This window comes from Ruegeria sp. BH8, from assembly GCF_056538065.1.
Map to the genome: position 1 here is coordinate 1,354,702 of NZ_JBQFSP010000001.1, position 17,369 is coordinate 1,372,070.

Below are 17,369 nucleotides of genomic sequence, written 5' to 3' on the forward strand. Positions count from 1 at the left end.
GTCATGCACGTCGTCTTTCGCGAAAGCCACGGGCTCGAGGAAACCGAGACCCCAACCGATCTGGGCCAAAGCCCGGCTGATCTGGTTGTGCTGTCCTTTTCCGACAGTGACCTGGGCGCTTTCGCGGCGGGCTGGCATCGCGGCGGCGGACCTGAGGGGCGGATGCCACCCCTGCGGCTGGCCAATCTTGCGGCGCTGAAGCACCCTCTGTCCGTCGATACCTATGTCGAACAGACACTTGAGGGCGCAAAGGGCATCCTGATCCGTCTGATAGGTGGCGTGCCCTATTGGTCTTACGGGTTGCAACAGGTTCTGGCACTGGCGCAGGCCAAAGGCATCGCACTGGCCGTATTACCGGCGGATGGGCGTGAAGACACTCGGTTGGATGAGTATTCGACCCTGCCCCTCTCGACCCTGAGGCGGCTGGCACATTTGTGTGACACCGGCGGAGAAGTCGCCGCGCAGGCCGCATTGGCCCAGATGGCCTTGGCAGCAGGGCTTTATGCCGGGCCAGTGATGGGCGCGAAAACCCTGCCCGAATACGGTGCGTGGTGTCCAGATCAGGGCGTCATCCCGTTGGGTTCCGCATTCCAGAACGATGCGAAACGCATCCTTGTCACCTTTTATCGCGCGTATCTGACATCCGCAGACACCGCCCCGGTCGCGGCCCTGATCCGCAGCCTGCGCGCCCGCGGGCTTCTGGCGGTGGGTCTGTTTGCCCCGTCGCTCAAGGCCCCGGCCGCTGCCGACTGGCTCAGGGAGCAGGTCGTTGCCTTGAGACCGTCGGCGATCATCAACGCCACTTCATTCTCGGGCAAGGGCGCGTCCGGCACGTCGCCTCTGGACGCAGCGGATGTACCGGTGTTTCAGGTCGCTCTCGCCACCTCGCGACGCAAGGCCTGGGCCGAGGCCGAACGCGGCCTGTCACCCGCCGACCTCGCCATGCATGTGGTATTGCCCGAAGTGGACGGGCGAATATCGGCAGGCGTTGCCTCATTCAAAGAGCCGGGCAAGCGCGACCCGCATTTGGAATACTCGCGTTTTGCGCATCGGGCCGAGCCGGACCGGATCGAGGCGATCATCGACCGGGTATCGGGCTGGCTTGTCCTGAATGACAAACCCAAGGCAGACCAGATCCCCGCGTTGGTACTGTCCACATATCCCGGCAAAGACTGGCAAATGGCCCATGCGGTTGGTCTCGACGCGCTGGCCTCAGCTGAGGCGATGCTGTCTGATCTTTGCGGTGAAGGCTACGACATCGCGGCTGGCGATCCGGTTGCCGACGCACTCTTGGACGCCCGGATATCGTGGCCGCTTGAGGATTATCTGAGCGCACTCGCTGAATTGCCCCAAACCCTGCGCACCGATCTGCACACCGTATGGGGCAATCCTGAGCAAGACCCAACTTTCACTCAGGGTGCGTTTCACTTCACGGCTTTGCGACGCGGCAAGGCGCTGGTCGCACTGCAACCAGAGCGCGGAACACCCGAACTGCGTGATGACGACTATCACGACCTTTCGCGTACCCCGCGCCATAGCTATGTCGCCTTCTATTTGTGGCTGCGCAAAGGTCTTGGCGCGGATGCGCTGATCCATATCGGTGCGCATGGCACACTGGAATGGCTGCCCGGCAAATCGGTCGCCCTATCAGCAGACTGCTGGCCCGAGGCGCTGATCCGTGACCTGCCGGTGGTCTACCCGTTTATAGTCAACGACCCGGGCGAGGCCGCGCAAGCCAAACGCCGGATCGGCGCCGTGACCCTGGGCCACATCCCGCCCCCCATGAAAGAAAGCGGAACGCCTGACCGGATGGTGCGGCTGGAAGCCCTGCTGGACGAGTTCTCAAACGCGGACGGCCTTGACCCCAGACGCCGTGACCGGTTGCAGGAAGATATCCGGGATGAGGCGCAAGCCATTGGGCTGGAGCACGATCTGGGCCTGAACCAGGCCACCAGCACCGCGGAAGCAATCACGCGCATCGACCGCTTTGTCTGCGATATCAAAGAAAGCCAGTTTGGCGACGGGCTGCACGTCTATGGGCGTGTTCCGGATGTGATCGGCAGTTTCGACCCAGCCCCATCCGCCCATGCCGAACGCAAGGCACTGATCAATGCGTTGGCTGGCAAGCGGATCGAGGCTGGCCCGTCCGGCTCGCCCTATCGGGGCCGCTCTGACGTGCTGCCGACCGGGCGAAACCTGTTCACCACCGACCCGCGGTCTGTGCCCACCCGCGCAGCCTACACGCAAGGCGTGAAACTGGCCGAGGAACTGGTACGGCGGCACTTGCAGGAGGAAGGCGATTACCCGAAAGGGCTGATTGTCGATCTGTGGGGATCGGCCACCATGCGCACTGCGGGCGAAGAATTCGCCATGGCCCTGCACCTGCTGGGTGTAAAGCCGGTTTGGGATAAGGGATCCGAGCGGGTTTCGGGTATTGAAGTGCTGCCCATCACCGACCTGAGCCGCCCGCGCCTGGACGTCACCTTGCGGGTTTCGGGCTTGTTTCGCGATGTGTTCCCCACGTTGTCAGCCCTCTATGGTCAGGCGGTTCGGGCATTGTCAGAGCGTGACGAAGCGACCGACTGGAACCCCTATGCCGGTCACGCCCCGGCTGCGCGGGTGTTTGGCCCGGCACCCGGCAGTTACGGCCTGAACATGACCCATCTGTCCGAGACCTATACGGACGAGGCGCGCGCCCAAGCCGGGGAGGCATGGCTTGAGGCCAGTTCGTACGCGCTGGAAGGTGAACACATCGCGCAGGACAAAGCGGGGATCACGGATCGTGTCGCCAAGGCCGACAGTTTTGTTCACCTCCAGGATCTGACAGAAACTGACCTGCTGCTGGCCAACGATTATGCCACGCATGAGGCCGGTTTTGCCGCCGCCAAAAACATCACTGGTGGCACCGCTCAGCTTTACCATCTGGACAACACCAACCCCGATAATCCGCGCGCCCGGACTCTGCCGGAAGAAATCAGCCGCGTCGTTCATGCCCGCGCTGCCAACCCCGGCTGGATTGCCGGGATGCAGCGCCATGGGTTTCGCGGCGCCGCCGAGATCGCGGCGACGCTGGATCACATGGCCTCATTCGCACATCTGTCGGGCACTGTCGCTCCGCATCTGTTTGATCTCTACCACGAAGCCACATTGGGCAATGAGGCCGTTGATGCCTTTCTGCAAGAGGTCAACCCGAAGGCCCATCAGGCCATGCAAGACAGGTTCCGTGCATTGCTGGAAGCGGGGCTTTGGAACACACGCCGGAATTCGATCCGGGCCGATTTGGAGGGTTTGGGATGAGTGCACCTATCGTTCAAGGCTGGTGTCCCGGCGCGCATCGTCCGATGATGTCAGGCGACGGGCTGGTCGTGCGGGTCCGTCCGCGTCTGGCGCGACTGAACGCCAGGCAGGCTCTTGGTTTGTGCGAACTGGCTGAACGGTTCGGCAATGGCACCATCGACCTGACCAATCGTGCCAACCTGCAACTGCGCGGCGTGGATGAGCGCGACCACCAGCCGTTGCTTGTGGAACTTGCAGCGCTGAACTTGTTTGATGCGGAACCCGGCATCGAAGTACGCCGCAATATTCTGGTTACACCGCTCTATCAGGCGGGCGATTTGACCGCGCGGCTGACACAGGAGTTGATTGATCGACTGGCCGAATTGCCTGCTCTGCCCGCTAAGTTTGGTTTTGCCATAGATACATGCCCGAAGCGCCTGTTAGCCTCAGATTCCGCAGATATTCGTCTGGAACTGGGTGCCGACGGTCTGATCCTGCGCGCCGACGGCTGCAAAACCGGGCGATGTGTGACCGAGGATGACGCCATTGACCACGTGATCGCACTGGCCCAATGGTTTGCCCAGACTTATACGGCCGAGACACGTCGCATGGCGCGGGTCACTCACGCGTTGCCACAGGAATGGCAGGGATTTGCCCCCGGTCCAATCGGTGAAAAACTGCAACCCGGCCCCTGTGAACTGGGCGCTCTCTATGGCGCGGCGTTCGGCTCGCTGCCTGCGCGCAAGCTTTGTGAACTGATTGAAGCCAGCGGCGCTTCAGCCCTGCGTGTCACCCCGTGGCGACTGATCCTGCTGGAAAGCGGGGCGGCGATACCCGCCCCGAATTTTGTCACGGACGGAGCCGATCCGATGATGACAACCGACGCCTGCCCCGGCGCGCCGTTCTGCCCGCAAGCGCAAGTGGAAACCCGCGACATCGCCCGTGCATTGGCCCAGCGTATTCCCGGTCGCCTGCATGTCTCGGGCTGCGCCAAAGGATGCGCCCATATGGGCCCGGCCGACATCACAGTGGTCGGAAACAACGGGCGATTTGATCTTGTCAAAAAGGGCCGCGCAGGGGATGAGCCCTGCCAACGCGGGCTCGCCCCCGAAACACTCATGACCATGGACTTCACCTGATGCCCTACACTTACGAAACTGATGGCGCGGCGATCTACAAGGAAAGCTTTGCCACCATCCGGTCCGAGGCTGATCTGACCCGCTTTGATGCCGATGAAGAGCAGGTCGCCGTTCGGATGATCCACGCCGCCGGCATGGTCGGGCTGGAGGAGTTTGTACATTTCTCACCCGGATTTGTGCAGACCGCACGCACGGCGCTGGAAAACGGCGCGGCGATCCTGTGTGACGCGCGCATGGTCAGCGAGGGTGTGACCCGCTTCCGTCTGCCTGCAGACAATCAGGTGATCTGCACCCTACATGACGAACGTGTGCGCCCTCTGGCCGCCGAGATGAGCAACACCCGTTCGGCCGCTGCGCTGGAACTCTGGCGACCGCATCTGGAAGGTGCTCTGGTCGCCATCGGAAACGCGCCCACCGCGCTGTTTCACTTGCTGAACATGCTGGAAGACCCCGATTGCCCGCGCCCTGCTGCGATCATCGGCTGCCCGGTCGGATTTGTCGGAGCGATGGAGTCCAAAGACGCGTTGTGGCAGGCGCAACCCGTTCCGTCCTGCATTGTCAATGGCCGTCTGGGTGGCAGCGCCATCACCGTTGCAGCAATCAACGCCATCGCAAGCCGGGCGGAATGAAAATGGGTACCATATACGGTGTGGGCCTTGGCCCCGGTGACCCAGATCTGATGAGTGTCCGGGCCGATCGCCTTCTGCGCAACGCCAAGCACGTGGCATTCTTTCGCAAACCGGGTCGAAGCGGTCAGGCCCGCAAAATCGTCAACGGGATGATCCCCGAAGGCGCGATTGAATTCCCGATGGAATACCCAGTGACCACCGAGATTCCGGTCACCGATCCGCGTTATAATGAATTGCTGGCCGCGTTTTATGAAGAGTGCACAGCACACCTGAAGACGCTGTCGGCACAGGGTGAGGATGTGGTGGTCCTTTGCGAGGGTGATCCGTTTTTCTACGGCTCGTTCATGCATCTTTACAATCGGTTGCGTGACGAAGCTCCGGTTGAGGTTGTGCCAGCCATCACGGGTATGTCCGGTGCGTGGACGGCCACGGGCGATCCGATCACCTGGGGGGACGATGTGCTGACCGTGCTGGTCGGCACCCTGCCCGAGAAAGTTCTGGCTGAACGCATGGCGCAGACAGATGCTTTGGTCGTGATGAAAATCGGGCGGAACATCGACAAGGTGAAACGCGCGCTGAAAACCTCTGGTCTGTATGACCGCGCATGGATTGTCGAATACGCGCAAATGCCGAATCAGACGGTGACAAAATTGTCTGAGGCCTGCGAGAAGATTACCCCGTATTTCTCGATCATCGTTGTTCATGGTCAGGGGCGCCGACCATGAGCGGATGGGTCAAGATCGCAGGCCTTGGTCCGGGGGACGAGGCGCTGGTCACCCCCGAGGTTACAGCGGCTTTGGCCGACGCCACCGATGTGGTGGGCTACATCCCTTATGTAGCCCGCGTGGCCGACCGACCCGGCCTGACCCTGCACGCCAGTGATAACCGGGTTGAAATCGACCGCTCGCAACACGCGCTGCAAATGGCCGTCGAAGGCAGGCGGGTGGTTGTTGTGTCCTCGGGCGATCCCGGTGTGTTTGCAATGGCTGCCGCTGTGTTCGAAGCGTTGGAGAATGGCCCAACAGAATGGCGTGACATTCAGATAGATGTGCTGCCGGGGATCACCGCGATGCTGGCCGCATCTGCCCGCGCGGGCGCTCCGATGGGGCATGATTTCTGCGCCATCAACCTTAGCGACAACCTAAAGCCTTGGACGCTGATCGAAAAACGCTTGCGCTTGGCTGCGCAAGCCGATTTTTCGATGGCCTTCTATAATCCCCGCTCGAAGTCTCGCCCGGAAGGCTTTGTAAAGACACTGGAAATCCTACGCGAAGAATGCGAGCCCGAGCGGGTGATCCTGTTTGCGCGCGCCGTGTCACGAGCGGATGAGGTGATCCGGGTTTCTACTCTGGCCGAGGCCACGCCCGAGATGGCGGATATGCAAACCGTGGTTATTGTCGGTTCGTCGCGCACCCGGGTCATCGAACGCAAAGGCACGCCGATCGTCTATACGCCACGCTTCACCCCGGTCGAGGATCAGGGATGAGACACCCAGTCCAGCACCTGTGCGACAGTCGAAAGCTCGGTCCGCTTTGGCAGAACAGGGCGCTCGATCATAAGCACTGGCAGGCCCAGCGCCCGCGCTGCGTCCAGCTTGGCACGCGCGCCCAAGCCGCCCGCGTTCTTGGACACCACAAGTTGCGTCCTGTGTTGCTGCATCAATGCGCGGTCATCGGCTTCTGCAAAAGGACCCCGGGACACGACAACCTGCGCCAAAGGAAAAGGCACGCTGTCAGGCTCGTCCACCAGACGCAGCAGGTAGTGATGCTGGGGCTGGGCTGCAAAGTCTTCAAGATGCATACGCCCGACAGCCAGGAACACACGCTGCGGATCACCTGCAAGCGCATCGACGGCGGCAGTGATATCGGGCACGCGGTGCCAGACATCGCCGGGTTGCGGCTTCCACGCCGCGCGGGTCAAGGCGGCCAGTGGAACCTGCGTTGTGTGACACGCCTCAATCGCGTTCCGGCTCATCTGCGCCGCAAATGGATGGGTCGCATCCACGACATGGGTGATCGCGTTTTCACGGATGTATTGGGCCAGACCTTCCGGGCCGCCAAACCCGCCAACTCGCACCGGCAACGGCTGCGGACGCGGGGTTTCCACCCGTCCCGCATAAGAATACACAGCCGCAATCCCTTGTTCCGCAACAGCTTTGGCCAAAGCGTTGGCCTCGGTCGTGCCGCCAAGAATCAGGAGGTTGGGCATGTCTGAAACTCCGTGGCTGACCGTTCTGGGATTGGGCGAAGATGGGTTTGATGGCCTGTCGCCTGCAAGCCGTCAAGTGCTGGACCGGGCCGAAGTGATCATGGGGCCGCCTCGTCACCTGTCGCTGCTGCCGGAAAACGAGGCTGAGCGCGTCGAATGGCCGGTGCCGTTCTCGGACGGATTGCCGATCCTGAAAGGCCTGCGCGGACGGCAGACGGTGGTTCTGGCGTCAGGTGATCCGTTCTGGTTTGGCGCGGGGTCCGTCATCGCGCGTAACTTCGATGCCAACGAGTGGACCGCCCTGCCCGGCCAGTCCACATTTTCGCTGGCCGCTGCGCGGCTGGGCTGGCCTTTGGAAAGCACGCTGACCTTTGGCCTGCACGCTGCGCCTTTGACCCGATTGCGACCGCATCTGGCCCCGGGACTTCATGCCATTGCGCTATTGCGTGACGGCAAGGCAGTTGCTGAACTGGCGACATATCTTAGCGAAACCGGATTTGCCGACAGCGCGTTGCATGTGATGCAGGCCCTCGGCGGCCCGCGTGAAAGCGTCCAGACAGTGAGCCTGACCGAAGCTTTGCTGGGAACCTTTGATCATCCCGTCTGCGTCGGGTTGGAAGTGACCGGCACTGGGCGGGGACTGTCCAAGGCCTCGGGCAAGCCAGATGATCTTTTTGAAACCGACGGCCAGATCACCAAACGCCCGATCCGGGCGCTGACCCTGTCCGCATTGGCGCCACAGAGAGGTGAGCATCTGTGGGACATTGGCGGTGGCACCGGCTCGATCAGCATCGAATGGCTGATGTGCGACCCGACCATGACCGCCACCAGTATCGAACCCCGTGCCGACAGGGCCGAACGCATTCGTCGCAATGCCGACGCGCTGGGGCAGGATCGGTTACAAGTTGTCCACGGTACCGCACCCGAAGCGCTGGCCGGATTGCCCCTGCCGGACGTGGTTTTCATCGGCGGTGGGCTCAGCACTAGCCTGCTGGCGTGGCTTCGCGATGCCTTGCCCGCTGGCACCCGGTTGGTCGCCAATGCGGTAACGCTGGAAAGCGAAGCCCTGTTGGCGCGATGGCACGAAGACCTGGGCGGAGACCTTTTGCGGATCGAACTGGCACATTCTGCACCGCTCGGACCGCGGCGCGGCTGGAAGGCTGCCTATCCAGTCGTACAGTGGAGCGTGACGCTATGATCGTGGCAGGTTTGGGCTTTTCATCAGACGCGACGACAGACAGTTTGCGCGCCGCCTATGACGCGGCAGCGGCCAGCCATGATGTCCAAGCTCTGGCGACGGTTGCCGACAAAAGCGGCCACTCTGCGCTGGTGGCCTTTGCGGAAAGCCTTGCTCTTCCGCTGCATTTCGTGGCGGCTGCCGATTTGGCCGGACAACGCACCCTGACATGCTCTAACCGCAGCCGCGCCACTTATGGCACCGGCAGCGTTGCCGAAGCATCGGCCCTTGCCGCCGCCGGGTCCGGCGCGCGGCTGCTTTCACCCAGACACATTTCGGACGACCGGCTGGCCACCTGCGCCATCGCCATCGGAGGACAAACATGACCGTTCATTTCATCGGCGCCGGACCGGGCGCTGCAGACCTGTTGACATTGCGCGGGCGCGACATCATCGCCTCGTGCCCTGTGTGCCTATATGCCGGATCACTTGTGCCCGAGGAAATTCTGAGCCACTGCCCCAAAGACGCAAAAATCATCAACACTGCGCCCATGGATCTGGACCAGATCATGGCCGAGATCGAAGTCGCGCATAAAGCGGGTCAGGATGTGGCGCGGCTGCATTCGGGCGATTTGTCAGTCTGGTCGGCGATGGGCGAACAGATCCGCCGCCTTAAAGAAATGGGCATTCCGGTCAGTGTGACCCCTGGCGTACCATCCTTTGCCGCCGCCGCAGCGGCCCTGGGCGCCGAACTGACCCTGCCGGGACTGGCGCAATCGGTGGTTCTGACCCGGACGCCGGGGCGCGCGTCATCCATGCCCGAAGGTGAAACGCTGGTGAATTTTGCCCGTACCGGCGCGACTTTGGCTATTCATCTGTCAATCGGCAATCTGGACAAGGTTATCGCAGACCTGATCCCGGCTTATGGCGCCGATTGTCCGGTGGCCGTTGTGTATCGCGCAAGCTGGCCGGATGAAAAGATCATCCGCGCAACGCTGGAAACCCTGAAAGGGTCGCTGGACGAAAGCATCTCGCGCACCGCTTTGATCATGGTCGGCCCCGCGCTGGCCGGTGAGGGATTTGACGAAAGCTGTCTTTATTCCAGAGATTACGACCGCCGCTATCGCCCGCAAAGTGCCGACAGCCCTTGGTCAAGCTGGAGCCATGGTGATGACTAACCCTCCGGGTATTCTGATTTCAGCACCATCTTCGGGTACCGGCAAGACGACGGTCATGCTGGGCCTTTTGCGCGCGCTGGCCGAAGATGGCCTGACCGTGCAACCCTTTAAAAGCGGGCCGGATTATATCGATCCCGCCTTTCACCGGGCGGCTGCCGGGCGGGCTTCGTTCAATCTGGACAGCTGGGCAATGACGGATCCCCTGTTCAGCGCTATTTCCGCTCAGGCTGAAGGCGCTGACATTGTGGTGGCCGAGGGCTCGATGGGTTTGTTCGACGGTGTCGCAAAGCCCGGCGAAGTTGGACACGGTTCAAGCGCCGAGACCGCCCTGCGCATGGGCTGGCCCGTTGTGCTTGTGTTGGATGTGGGCGGGCAGGCACAATCAGCGGCGGCAACGGCGCTGGGGTTCAGGATGTACAATCCTGACCTGCCCTTTGCCGGAGTGATCCTGAACCGATGCGCCAGCCCCCGCCATGAACGCCTGACCCGTCTGGGGATGGAGCGCGCGGGCCTGCCTGTTCTGGGCGTCCTGCCCCGGCGTGGTGATTTGACCCTGCCCGAGCGGCATCTGGGACTTATTCAGGCGGTCGAACATCCCGATCTGGAAAGCGCCATTGTAGGTTATGCCGCGTTCTTGCGAGAACATGTGGACCTTGACGCAATCAAGCGGGCGGCTTCCTCAGGCCCCGGCGGGCCATCGTCAGCCGCGCTGCCGCGCCCCCCCGCCCAGCGGATCGCGCTGGCCCGCGATGCCGCCTTTTCCTTTACCTACCCCCACCTTTTGCAGGGGTGGCACGATGCGGGTGCCGAGATCTTGCCTTTTTCCCCCTTGGCGAACGAACTTCCGGCGGCGGATGCCGATCTGGTCTGGCTGCCCGGCGGGTACCCCGAATTGCACGCCGGAACATTGGCAGCGGCCACCACCTTCCTGAGTGGTTTGCGAAAACATGCGGAAACAAAGCCGGTGCACGGAGAATGCGGCGGCTACATGGCACTTGGTCAGGCGCTGATCGACAAGGACGGCGTGCAACATGAAATGGCCGGCTTGCTGGGGCTCGTCACATCCTACCAGAAGCGCAAGTTCAATCTTGGCTACAGAAAAGCCGAGTTGTTGGCCCCCATGCCCGGCTTTGCCAAAGGCGCAGCCTTGCGCGGGCACGAGTTCCACTATTCCTCGATCGTGGATCAACCGGACGCCCCATTGGCACGCGTGTTTGACGCCGAAGGGGAAGAAGGTCCGCAAACCGGATCACTGCGTGGCAATGTCACTGGCACGTTCTTTCACCTGATTGCGGAGGCGTCGGCATGAGCGGCTTTGTTTCTTTCATCGGCTCTGGCCCCGGTGATCCGGAACTGCTGACACTCAAGGCGGTGGACCGGATGCAAAAGGCCGATGCGATCCTGTTCGACGATCTCAGCAGCGGCCCGATCCTGAGCCATGCGCGCGACGATGCGGATCTGGTTGGCGTCGGAAAGCGGGCCGGTCGTCCGTCCCCCAAGCAGGGCCATGTCAGCCGGTTGTTGGTGGATTACGCGCAGTCCGGTCAGCATGTGGTGCGCCTGAAATCAGGCGACGGCGGTATGTTCGGACGGCTTGAGGAAGAGCTTGTCGCCCTGCGCACAGCCGGAATCGCCTATGAGATTATTCCCGGCGTCCCCTCAGCAGTGGCAGCGGCAGCGGCCGCAGGCATTCCATTGACGCGCAGGCTCACGGCCCGGCGGGTCCAGTTCGTGACCGGCCATGACGTCAGTGGTGAGTTGCCCGACGACCTGAACCTCAAGGCGCTGGCTGATCCGCAGGCCACGACCGTCGTTTTCATGGGCAAGCGCACCTTTCCCCTGCTGGTCGAAGCCCTGCACACGCAAGGATTGCCGTTGGATACTCCGGCGCTTATGGCCGAATCCGTCTCGACCCCCGACCAAAAGCTGCAGCGCGCCACGATTGGCGCGCTGGCAGAGCAGCTGAAAACCGAGATTGGCAAAGCACCGGCGCTGATCCTTTATGGTCCGCTGGCGGAGTTCGACGATGATTGATCTGAGCTTGATCGGCATCGGCACCGGCAATCCGGATCATGTAACGTTTCAAGGCGCGCAGGCGATCCGGGCGGCGGATTTGATCCTGATTCCACGCAAGGGGGAAAACAAGGCTGATCTGGCCGGGCTGCGTGAAGCGATCATCGAGCGTGTCGCCGAAACGCCGCCGCAGATTGCCTATTTCGATATTCCCCAGCGCCAGGCCGACGATGGCTACCTGCGCGGTGTCGATGAATGGCACGACACCATCGCCCTGCGCTGGCAAGCGGCCATTGCCGCGCATCCAGAGGCGCAGCATGTCGCGCTGCTGATTTGGGGGGATCCGTCCCTCTATGACAGCTCACTGCGCATCGCTGCCCGGTTGAACCCGCAACCCAATACCAAGGTTATCCCCGGCATCACCGCCTTGCAGGCGCTGACCGCCGCCCATGCGATCCCGATCAATGATCTGGGCGCGCCCTACGTTGTCACAACCGGTCGTCGTATCCGGGATGAAGGCTGGCCTGATGCGGCCTCGAACGTCGCTGTGATGCTGGACGGCGAATGCTCGTTCCAAACCCTTGATTTGGCAGATTATGACATCTGGTGGGGCGCCTATGTGGGTATGAAAGAAGAGGTTCTGATCAGTGGCCCGCTGGATGAGGTTGCGCAGAATATCCTTGAGACCCGGGCGAAAGCCCGCGCCGAACATGGCTGGATCATGGATATCTACCTGTTGAAGATGCGGCGGAAGTAACGCACGGGCACATGAACACGGGTTTGTGATGTCGCGGGTCGGTCAGGTCTGGCACACAGGGTGCACCTCAATACAGGAGACGTGACAATGAAAGCCCTCATTCCCTTGCTTTGCCTGATCGCTTTACCCGTTTGGGCGCAGGACGTTCCGGCCGGATGGGCTGTGTTTCCTGCGGACAAGACCTACTCGGAACTGGTCGATGCAACCAAGGTTGCGATCAAGGACAACGGATTGATAGTGGTGACGCAGGCTGGACCCACCAAGGCAGCTGCGGCGCGCGGGATCACCATTCCGGGCAATCTGGTGATTGGCGCGTTCAACAACGATTACGCCGTAAGGGTGCTGGAAACCTCTACCAATGCGATGATCGAAGCACCGATCCGTTTCTATGTCGCCGAGAACGAGGACGGAACCGCAACCCTGTCTTACAAGACCCCCAGTTTCGTGTTTGACCCTTACATGGCGGAAGGCGGGCAAGCCTTGCAGGACATTGCCGCGGAACTGGATAAAACCTTTCAATCCGTCGCTGAAGACGCAGTCAAATAGTCACACTGACGTGATCCGCCTTGCGTCTGGTGGCGTCCTCCGCAATCTGCTTCGAAACGGTTATCTCGGAGCATGACTGATGCAGGACCCCACGCCGCGCGCCGCCGATCTTCTGGCCCAACGCCTGTACGAAGCGGGGTGCCGCCACGCCTTTGGAATGCCGGGGGGTGAGGTCCTGACACTGGTGGATGCGCTTGAAAAGGCGGGCATCACCTTTCATCTGACAAAACATGAAAACTCGGCCGGATTCATGGCCGAGGCCGTGCATCACCGCGACGGCGCGCCTGCGATTCTGGTCGCCACTTTGGGTCCGGGCGCGATGAACGGCATCAATGTGGTGGCCAATGCGTTGCAGGACCGTGTTCCGATGATCGTTCTGACCGGTTGCGTCGATGCGGACGAGGCGCTGACCTATACTCATCAGGTCATGGATCACAGCCAGGTTTACCGTTCCATCACCAAGGGCACGTTCACACTGACGGCCAAGGGCGCGGATATCATCGCAGACAAGGCGGTGTCACTGGCCACACAGCCGCGACCGGGCCCGGTCCATATCGATGTTCCGATCTCGGTCGCCGATACGCCAGTGACTGGTGTGAAACGCCGCCGTCTGGCCAAGGTCGCGCCTGTCAGTCCCAATGGTGAATGCCTTGAAAAAGCCCGGCGCTGGGTGGCTGAGGCCGAGCGCCCCATCGCCATTATCGGTCTCGATGTCCTCTATGACGACTCGCGCAGTGTGGTGCAGGCGTTTTTGGAACATTTCGGAATTCCATTTGTGACCACCTACAAGGCCAAGGGTGTTGTTCCCGAAGATCACCCTTTGTGTCTGGGCGGCGCTGGCCTGTCGCCATTGGCAGACAAGCACCTTGTCCCATTGGTCGAACACGCCGATCTGGTGCTGTGTCTGGGGTATGACCCGATCGAAATGCGCCCCGGCTGGCGCGAAATCTGGGACCCCGAAGAAAAGCGCGTCATCGATATATCCGCGGTGATCAATGACCACTACATGCATCAGGCGGGTCTTAATCTGGTGGCCGACACGGGCGAGACGCTGGAGGCCATCGCCAAGGGAAACCCTGCCCGCGCAACGTGGCCGGGTGGTGAGCCCGCGCAGGTCAAATCTGCTCTGGCACAGGCCTTTCCCACTGATGAGGACTGGGGGCCCGCAGCGGTCATCGCCGAAACGCGCGCTACCCTGCGCCCCGAAACGCTGGCAACCGCCGACAGCGGCGCGCATCGCATTCTGCTGAGCCAGATGTGGGACTGCAGCGAGGAACGTGGGCTGATCCAATCCTCGGCGCTCTGCACCATGGGCTGTGCTGTCCCAATGGCCATTGGCCTGAAACTGGCCGAGCCTGACCGCCCGGTGATCAGCTTTTCGGGTGATGCCGGGTTTCTGATGGTCGCCGGGGAATTGTCGACGGCGGCTGAAATGGGCGGCAATCCGATCTTTCTTGTCTTCGTTGATGCCAGCCTTGCCCTTATCGAGTTGAAACAGCGGCAGCGGCAAATGGGCAAGAATGGCGTGGATTTCGGTCACCATGACTTCGCGGCCATGGGCCGTGCATTTGGTGGGAACGGCCACACTGTCCGCAACCGGGCAGAGTTGCGTGCAGCACTTGAAGCTGCTGTAAAGGCCGAGACATTTACCGTCATCGCCGCTGAAATCGACCGTGGAGGATACGATGGCCGCATCTGAGGGCCCGCTGAAGGGCGTCAAGGTTCTGGACCTCAGCCGTATTCTGGCCGGGCCGACCTGCACGCAGTTGCTGGGTGATCTGGGCGCAAGCGTCATCAAGATCGAAAACCCTGCCACCGGGGGCGACGACACACGGCAATGGGGTCCGCCCTATGTCACCGATGCCGACGGCAACCGCTCGGACCTGAGCGCCTATTTCATGTCAGCGAACCGAAACAAGAAATCCGTGGCGCTGGATATCGCGACTGAGAAAGGTCAGGCGGAAATCCGACGGCTGGCCTCACACGCGGATATTCTGATCGAGAATTTCAAACCCGGCGGTCTGGCGAAATACGGGCTGGACTATGCCGCCCTGTCGCAGGAATTCCCCAGCCTCGTTTACTGCTCGATTTCGGGTTACGGCCAAACAGGGCCGAACGCCAGCAAACCCGGCTATGACCTGATGGCGCAAGGTTATGGTGGGATCATGTCCCTGACCGGCGACCCGGAAGGCGCGCCGATGAAAGTGGGGGTCGGCATCGCTGATGTGATGTGCGGAATGTATGCAAGCGTTGGCATTTTGGCCGCGCTGCGCCACCGCGACCTGACCGGTGAAGGCCAGCAGGTCGATCTGGCACTTGTTGATTCTCAGATCGCATGGCTGATCAACGAGGGCGTCAATTACCTGACTTCAGGCGACGTTCCGCAACGCCGTGGAAACGGGCATCCCAACATCGTGCCTTATGACGTTTACGAGACATCCGATGGGCATGTCATTCTGGCGGTTGGAAATGATGGCCAGTTCAGAAAGCTCTGCGGTTTCCTGGGACAACCTGAACTTGCCGACGACCCCAGATTCGCGACCAACCCGGCGCGACTGGAACACCGTGATGCGCTGAACGCCATTCTTCGGCCCGCTGTTCAAGGTCTGGATACGCGATCCGTGATTTCCGGCCTTGAAGACGTGAAAGTGCCCGTAGGTCCGGTACAGACGCTGGATCAGGTTTTTGATACGGAACAGGTGGCAGCACGAAAAATGCAGATTTCGATGCAGGCCCAGCCCGGTGTGGTGAACCTGATCGGGAATCCCCTGAACCTGTCACGTACGCCTGTAACATATCGCAGCGCGCCACCCACCTGCGGGGCGGACACTGACTGGGTATTAAACGCTGAAAACCCGTTCGACGATTGAAACACTTGCACAACTAGGCGGCAAGTTGCTGAAACATGCCTTTGAATCGGCGGATTTTTTCGACTTTTTCACACACGACATTTCACCAATTCGAGAGCGGGGTCGATACTGATACGCCGCTCTCGCACACTCTGTTACATCAAACAGTGTCAAATACCGCAATCAGATTGGACCCAAGTATGAAACAAGACGTTTTTGGACAGATGAACACCTTGGCGCAGCCGGAAGCTGTCGAAGCCTGGAATGGTGTTCTGCTTGGGTTCATGGCACATGCCGCGGTTACGCCCCAACATCTGGGCAAAGTGTTGGAGCTTGAGCCCGATTTTGCTTTGGGCCATGCCGTTAAAGGCCTGTTCATGGCCCTTCTCGGTCGACGAGAGATGATGGCGGTTGCGGTCGAGGCTTTGGCAGCAGCCAATGCTGCGATGAAACGGCAGCCCGTCTCGACGCGCGAGCGGCTGTTTGTCGATGCATTGGGGCTGTATCTGGCGGGCCAACTGACACAGGCGGTGCAAAAGTTCGAAGCGGTCCTGCGCGACCATCCGCAGGATACGTTGGCGATGAAACTCAGCCATGCGACCCGTTTCGTTCTGGGGGATCCGAATGGAATGCGCCGCTCGATCGAACGGGTGATGCCTGCTTACGAACCCGATCACCCCGGTCGGGGCTATCTGCTGGGCTGCCATTCCTTCGCGCTGGAAGAAACCGGAGCCTATGAAAAGGCCGAAATCGCGGGACGTCAGGCGCTTTGGATGGTGTCCGACGATGCCTGGGGTCTGCACGCGGTGGCCCATGTCCATGAAATGACCGGCAACGCGCAGTTGGGCCTTGACTGGCTGGCCGGGCGCGAGGCTGCCTGGGCCCATTGCAACAACTTCCGCTATCACGTCTGGTGGCACAAGGCCCTGATGCATCTGGATCTGGGTCAGGTCGATCAGGTGATGGACCTGTATGACAACCACGTCCGCAAGGACAAAACCGACGATTACCGCGACATCTCGAACGGCACTTCGCTGCTGATGCGGCTTGAATTAGAAGGCGTAAATGTTGGAAATCGCTGGGAAGAACTGGCTGACCTGAGTGCCGCGCGCACCGAAGACGGCTGCCTGATCTTCGCCGATCTGCATTACCTTTTGGCACTGACAGGCGACAATCGCGTCGACGCCACAGCCAAAATGCTGAACCGCATGAGCAAGGATGCAGCGCGTGCCAATGACGACACCACCCGCCGTATGGCTGATCCCGGTGTCGCGGCCGCCATGGGCCTTGAAGCCTTTGGTGACGGCCATTATGGCACGGCATTTGATCACCTGTTGGCAGCGCGCGGTTCAATGCAACTGGCTGGTGGCAGTCACGCGCAACGTGATGTATTTGAACGCATTACCATCGATTCCGGGCTTCGGGCCGGTCGTCTTGATGCGGTTGAACGCATTCTGGATGACCGTCGCGCCAAGCGCGCCGGGGGTGAAGACAATTATGCCATCGCGCGCCGCGCCCTGATTGATGCGGCACGCGACGGCGGAGACATGCAAAGCGTCCCCGCCGAATAACAAGACGACCAAGAAGGACAGAGACCG

General features: G+C 61.1%; 16 protein-coding genes. 15 read left to right on the forward strand and 1 reads right to left on the reverse strand.

The genetic code is table 11. The features are described 5' to 3' along the window. Positions 1-3 precede the first annotated feature (3 nt). Genes cobN through cobJ form a run of 5 tightly spaced genes read left to right on the forward strand, consistent with a single transcriptional unit; the run spans position 4 to position 6,530 of the window. Positions 4-3,297, forward strand: a complete 3,294-nt coding sequence (cobN, locus tag ACR0AD_RS06730; RefSeq protein WP_480485196.1) for a cobaltochelatase subunit CobN — start codon at positions 4-6, stop codon at positions 3,295-3,297. After that, positions 3,294-4,415, forward strand: a complete 1,122-nt coding sequence (locus ACR0AD_RS06735; protein WP_480485195.1) for a cobalamin biosynthesis protein CobG — start codon at positions 3,294-3,296, stop codon at positions 4,413-4,415. The genes cobN and ACR0AD_RS06735 overlap by 4 nt, the downstream gene beginning before the upstream one ends. Continuing rightward, entirely contained in the window at positions 4,415-5,044 is a 630-nt protein-coding gene (locus tag ACR0AD_RS06740; protein ID WP_480485194.1) for a precorrin-8X methylmutase, read from the forward strand. Before ACR0AD_RS06735 ends, ACR0AD_RS06740 begins: the two co-directional genes overlap by 1 nt. Further along, on the forward strand, positions 5,041-5,769 hold the full coding sequence (locus tag ACR0AD_RS06745) for a precorrin-2 C(20)-methyltransferase (RefSeq protein WP_480485193.1): 729 nt from the start codon (positions 5,041-5,043) through the stop codon (positions 5,767-5,769). The genes ACR0AD_RS06740 and ACR0AD_RS06745 overlap by 4 nt, the downstream gene beginning before the upstream one ends. Further along, a complete protein-coding gene (cobJ, locus tag ACR0AD_RS06750) occupies positions 5,766-6,530 on the forward strand; it encodes a precorrin-3B C(17)-methyltransferase (protein ID WP_480484227.1) in 765 nt (254 codons plus the stop codon). The genes ACR0AD_RS06745 and cobJ overlap by 4 nt, the downstream gene beginning before the upstream one ends. On the opposite strand, the gene ACR0AD_RS06755 is transcribed toward cobJ, so the two are convergent. Then, complete coding sequence (locus ACR0AD_RS06755) at positions 6,521-7,252, reverse strand: cobalt-precorrin-6A reductase (protein WP_480485192.1); 732 nt, start codon at positions 7,250-7,252, stop codon at positions 6,521-6,523. The two genes, cobJ and ACR0AD_RS06755, sit on opposite strands and share 10 nt — an antisense overlap. Between ACR0AD_RS06755 and cbiE the strand changes: the two genes are divergently transcribed. From cbiE to ACR0AD_RS06805, 10 genes are all read left to right on the forward strand, one after another. Then, complete coding sequence (cbiE, locus tag ACR0AD_RS06760) at positions 7,251-8,450, forward strand: precorrin-6y C5,15-methyltransferase (decarboxylating) subunit CbiE (protein WP_480485191.1); 1,200 nt, start codon at positions 7,251-7,253, stop codon at positions 8,448-8,450. The two genes, ACR0AD_RS06755 and cbiE, sit on opposite strands and share 2 nt — an antisense overlap. After that, complete coding sequence (locus tag ACR0AD_RS06765; protein WP_480484230.1) at positions 8,447-8,815, forward strand: cobalamin biosynthesis protein; 369 nt, start codon at positions 8,447-8,449, stop codon at positions 8,813-8,815. Before cbiE ends, ACR0AD_RS06765 begins: the two co-directional genes overlap by 4 nt. After that, entirely contained in the window at positions 8,812-9,606 is a 795-nt protein-coding gene (gene cobM, locus ACR0AD_RS06770) for a precorrin-4 C(11)-methyltransferase (RefSeq protein ID WP_480484231.1), read from the forward strand. The genes ACR0AD_RS06765 and cobM overlap by 4 nt, the downstream gene beginning before the upstream one ends. Further along, the gene (locus tag ACR0AD_RS06775; protein WP_480485190.1) at positions 9,593-10,915 is read left to right on the forward strand and encodes a cobyrinic acid a,c-diamide synthase CobB; all 1,323 of its coding nucleotides are present in this window, start codon (positions 9,593-9,595) and stop codon (positions 10,913-10,915) included. The genes cobM and ACR0AD_RS06775 overlap by 14 nt, the downstream gene beginning before the upstream one ends. Beyond that, a complete protein-coding gene (cobA, locus tag ACR0AD_RS06780; protein WP_480485189.1) occupies positions 10,912-11,640 on the forward strand; it encodes a uroporphyrinogen-III C-methyltransferase in 729 nt (242 codons plus the stop codon). Before ACR0AD_RS06775 ends, cobA begins: the two co-directional genes overlap by 4 nt. Then, positions 11,633-12,376, forward strand: coding sequence for a precorrin-6A synthase (deacetylating) (gene cobF / locus ACR0AD_RS06785; protein ID WP_480484234.1), 744 nt, complete (start codon positions 11,633-11,635; stop codon positions 12,374-12,376). The genes cobA and cobF overlap by 8 nt, the downstream gene beginning before the upstream one ends. Before the next feature lie 87 nt (positions 12,377-12,463). Next, complete coding sequence (locus ACR0AD_RS06790; protein ID WP_480485188.1) at positions 12,464-12,922, forward strand: DUF302 domain-containing protein; 459 nt, start codon at positions 12,464-12,466, stop codon at positions 12,920-12,922. 79 nt (positions 12,923-13,001) lie between these two features. Next, positions 13,002-14,621, forward strand: a complete 1,620-nt coding sequence (locus ACR0AD_RS06795) for a thiamine pyrophosphate-binding protein (protein WP_480484236.1) — start codon at positions 13,002-13,004, stop codon at positions 14,619-14,621. Further along, positions 14,608-15,792: a CaiB/BaiF CoA transferase family protein gene (locus ACR0AD_RS06800; RefSeq protein WP_480484237.1), complete on the forward strand. Its 1,185-nt coding sequence runs from the start codon at positions 14,608-14,610 to the stop codon at positions 15,790-15,792. Before ACR0AD_RS06795 ends, ACR0AD_RS06800 begins: the two co-directional genes overlap by 14 nt. A 179-nt stretch (positions 15,793-15,971) precedes the next feature. After that, on the forward strand, positions 15,972-17,342 hold the full coding sequence (locus tag ACR0AD_RS06805; protein WP_480484238.1) for a tetratricopeptide repeat protein: 1,371 nt from the start codon (positions 15,972-15,974) through the stop codon (positions 17,340-17,342). Positions 17,343-17,369 lie beyond the last annotated feature (27 nt).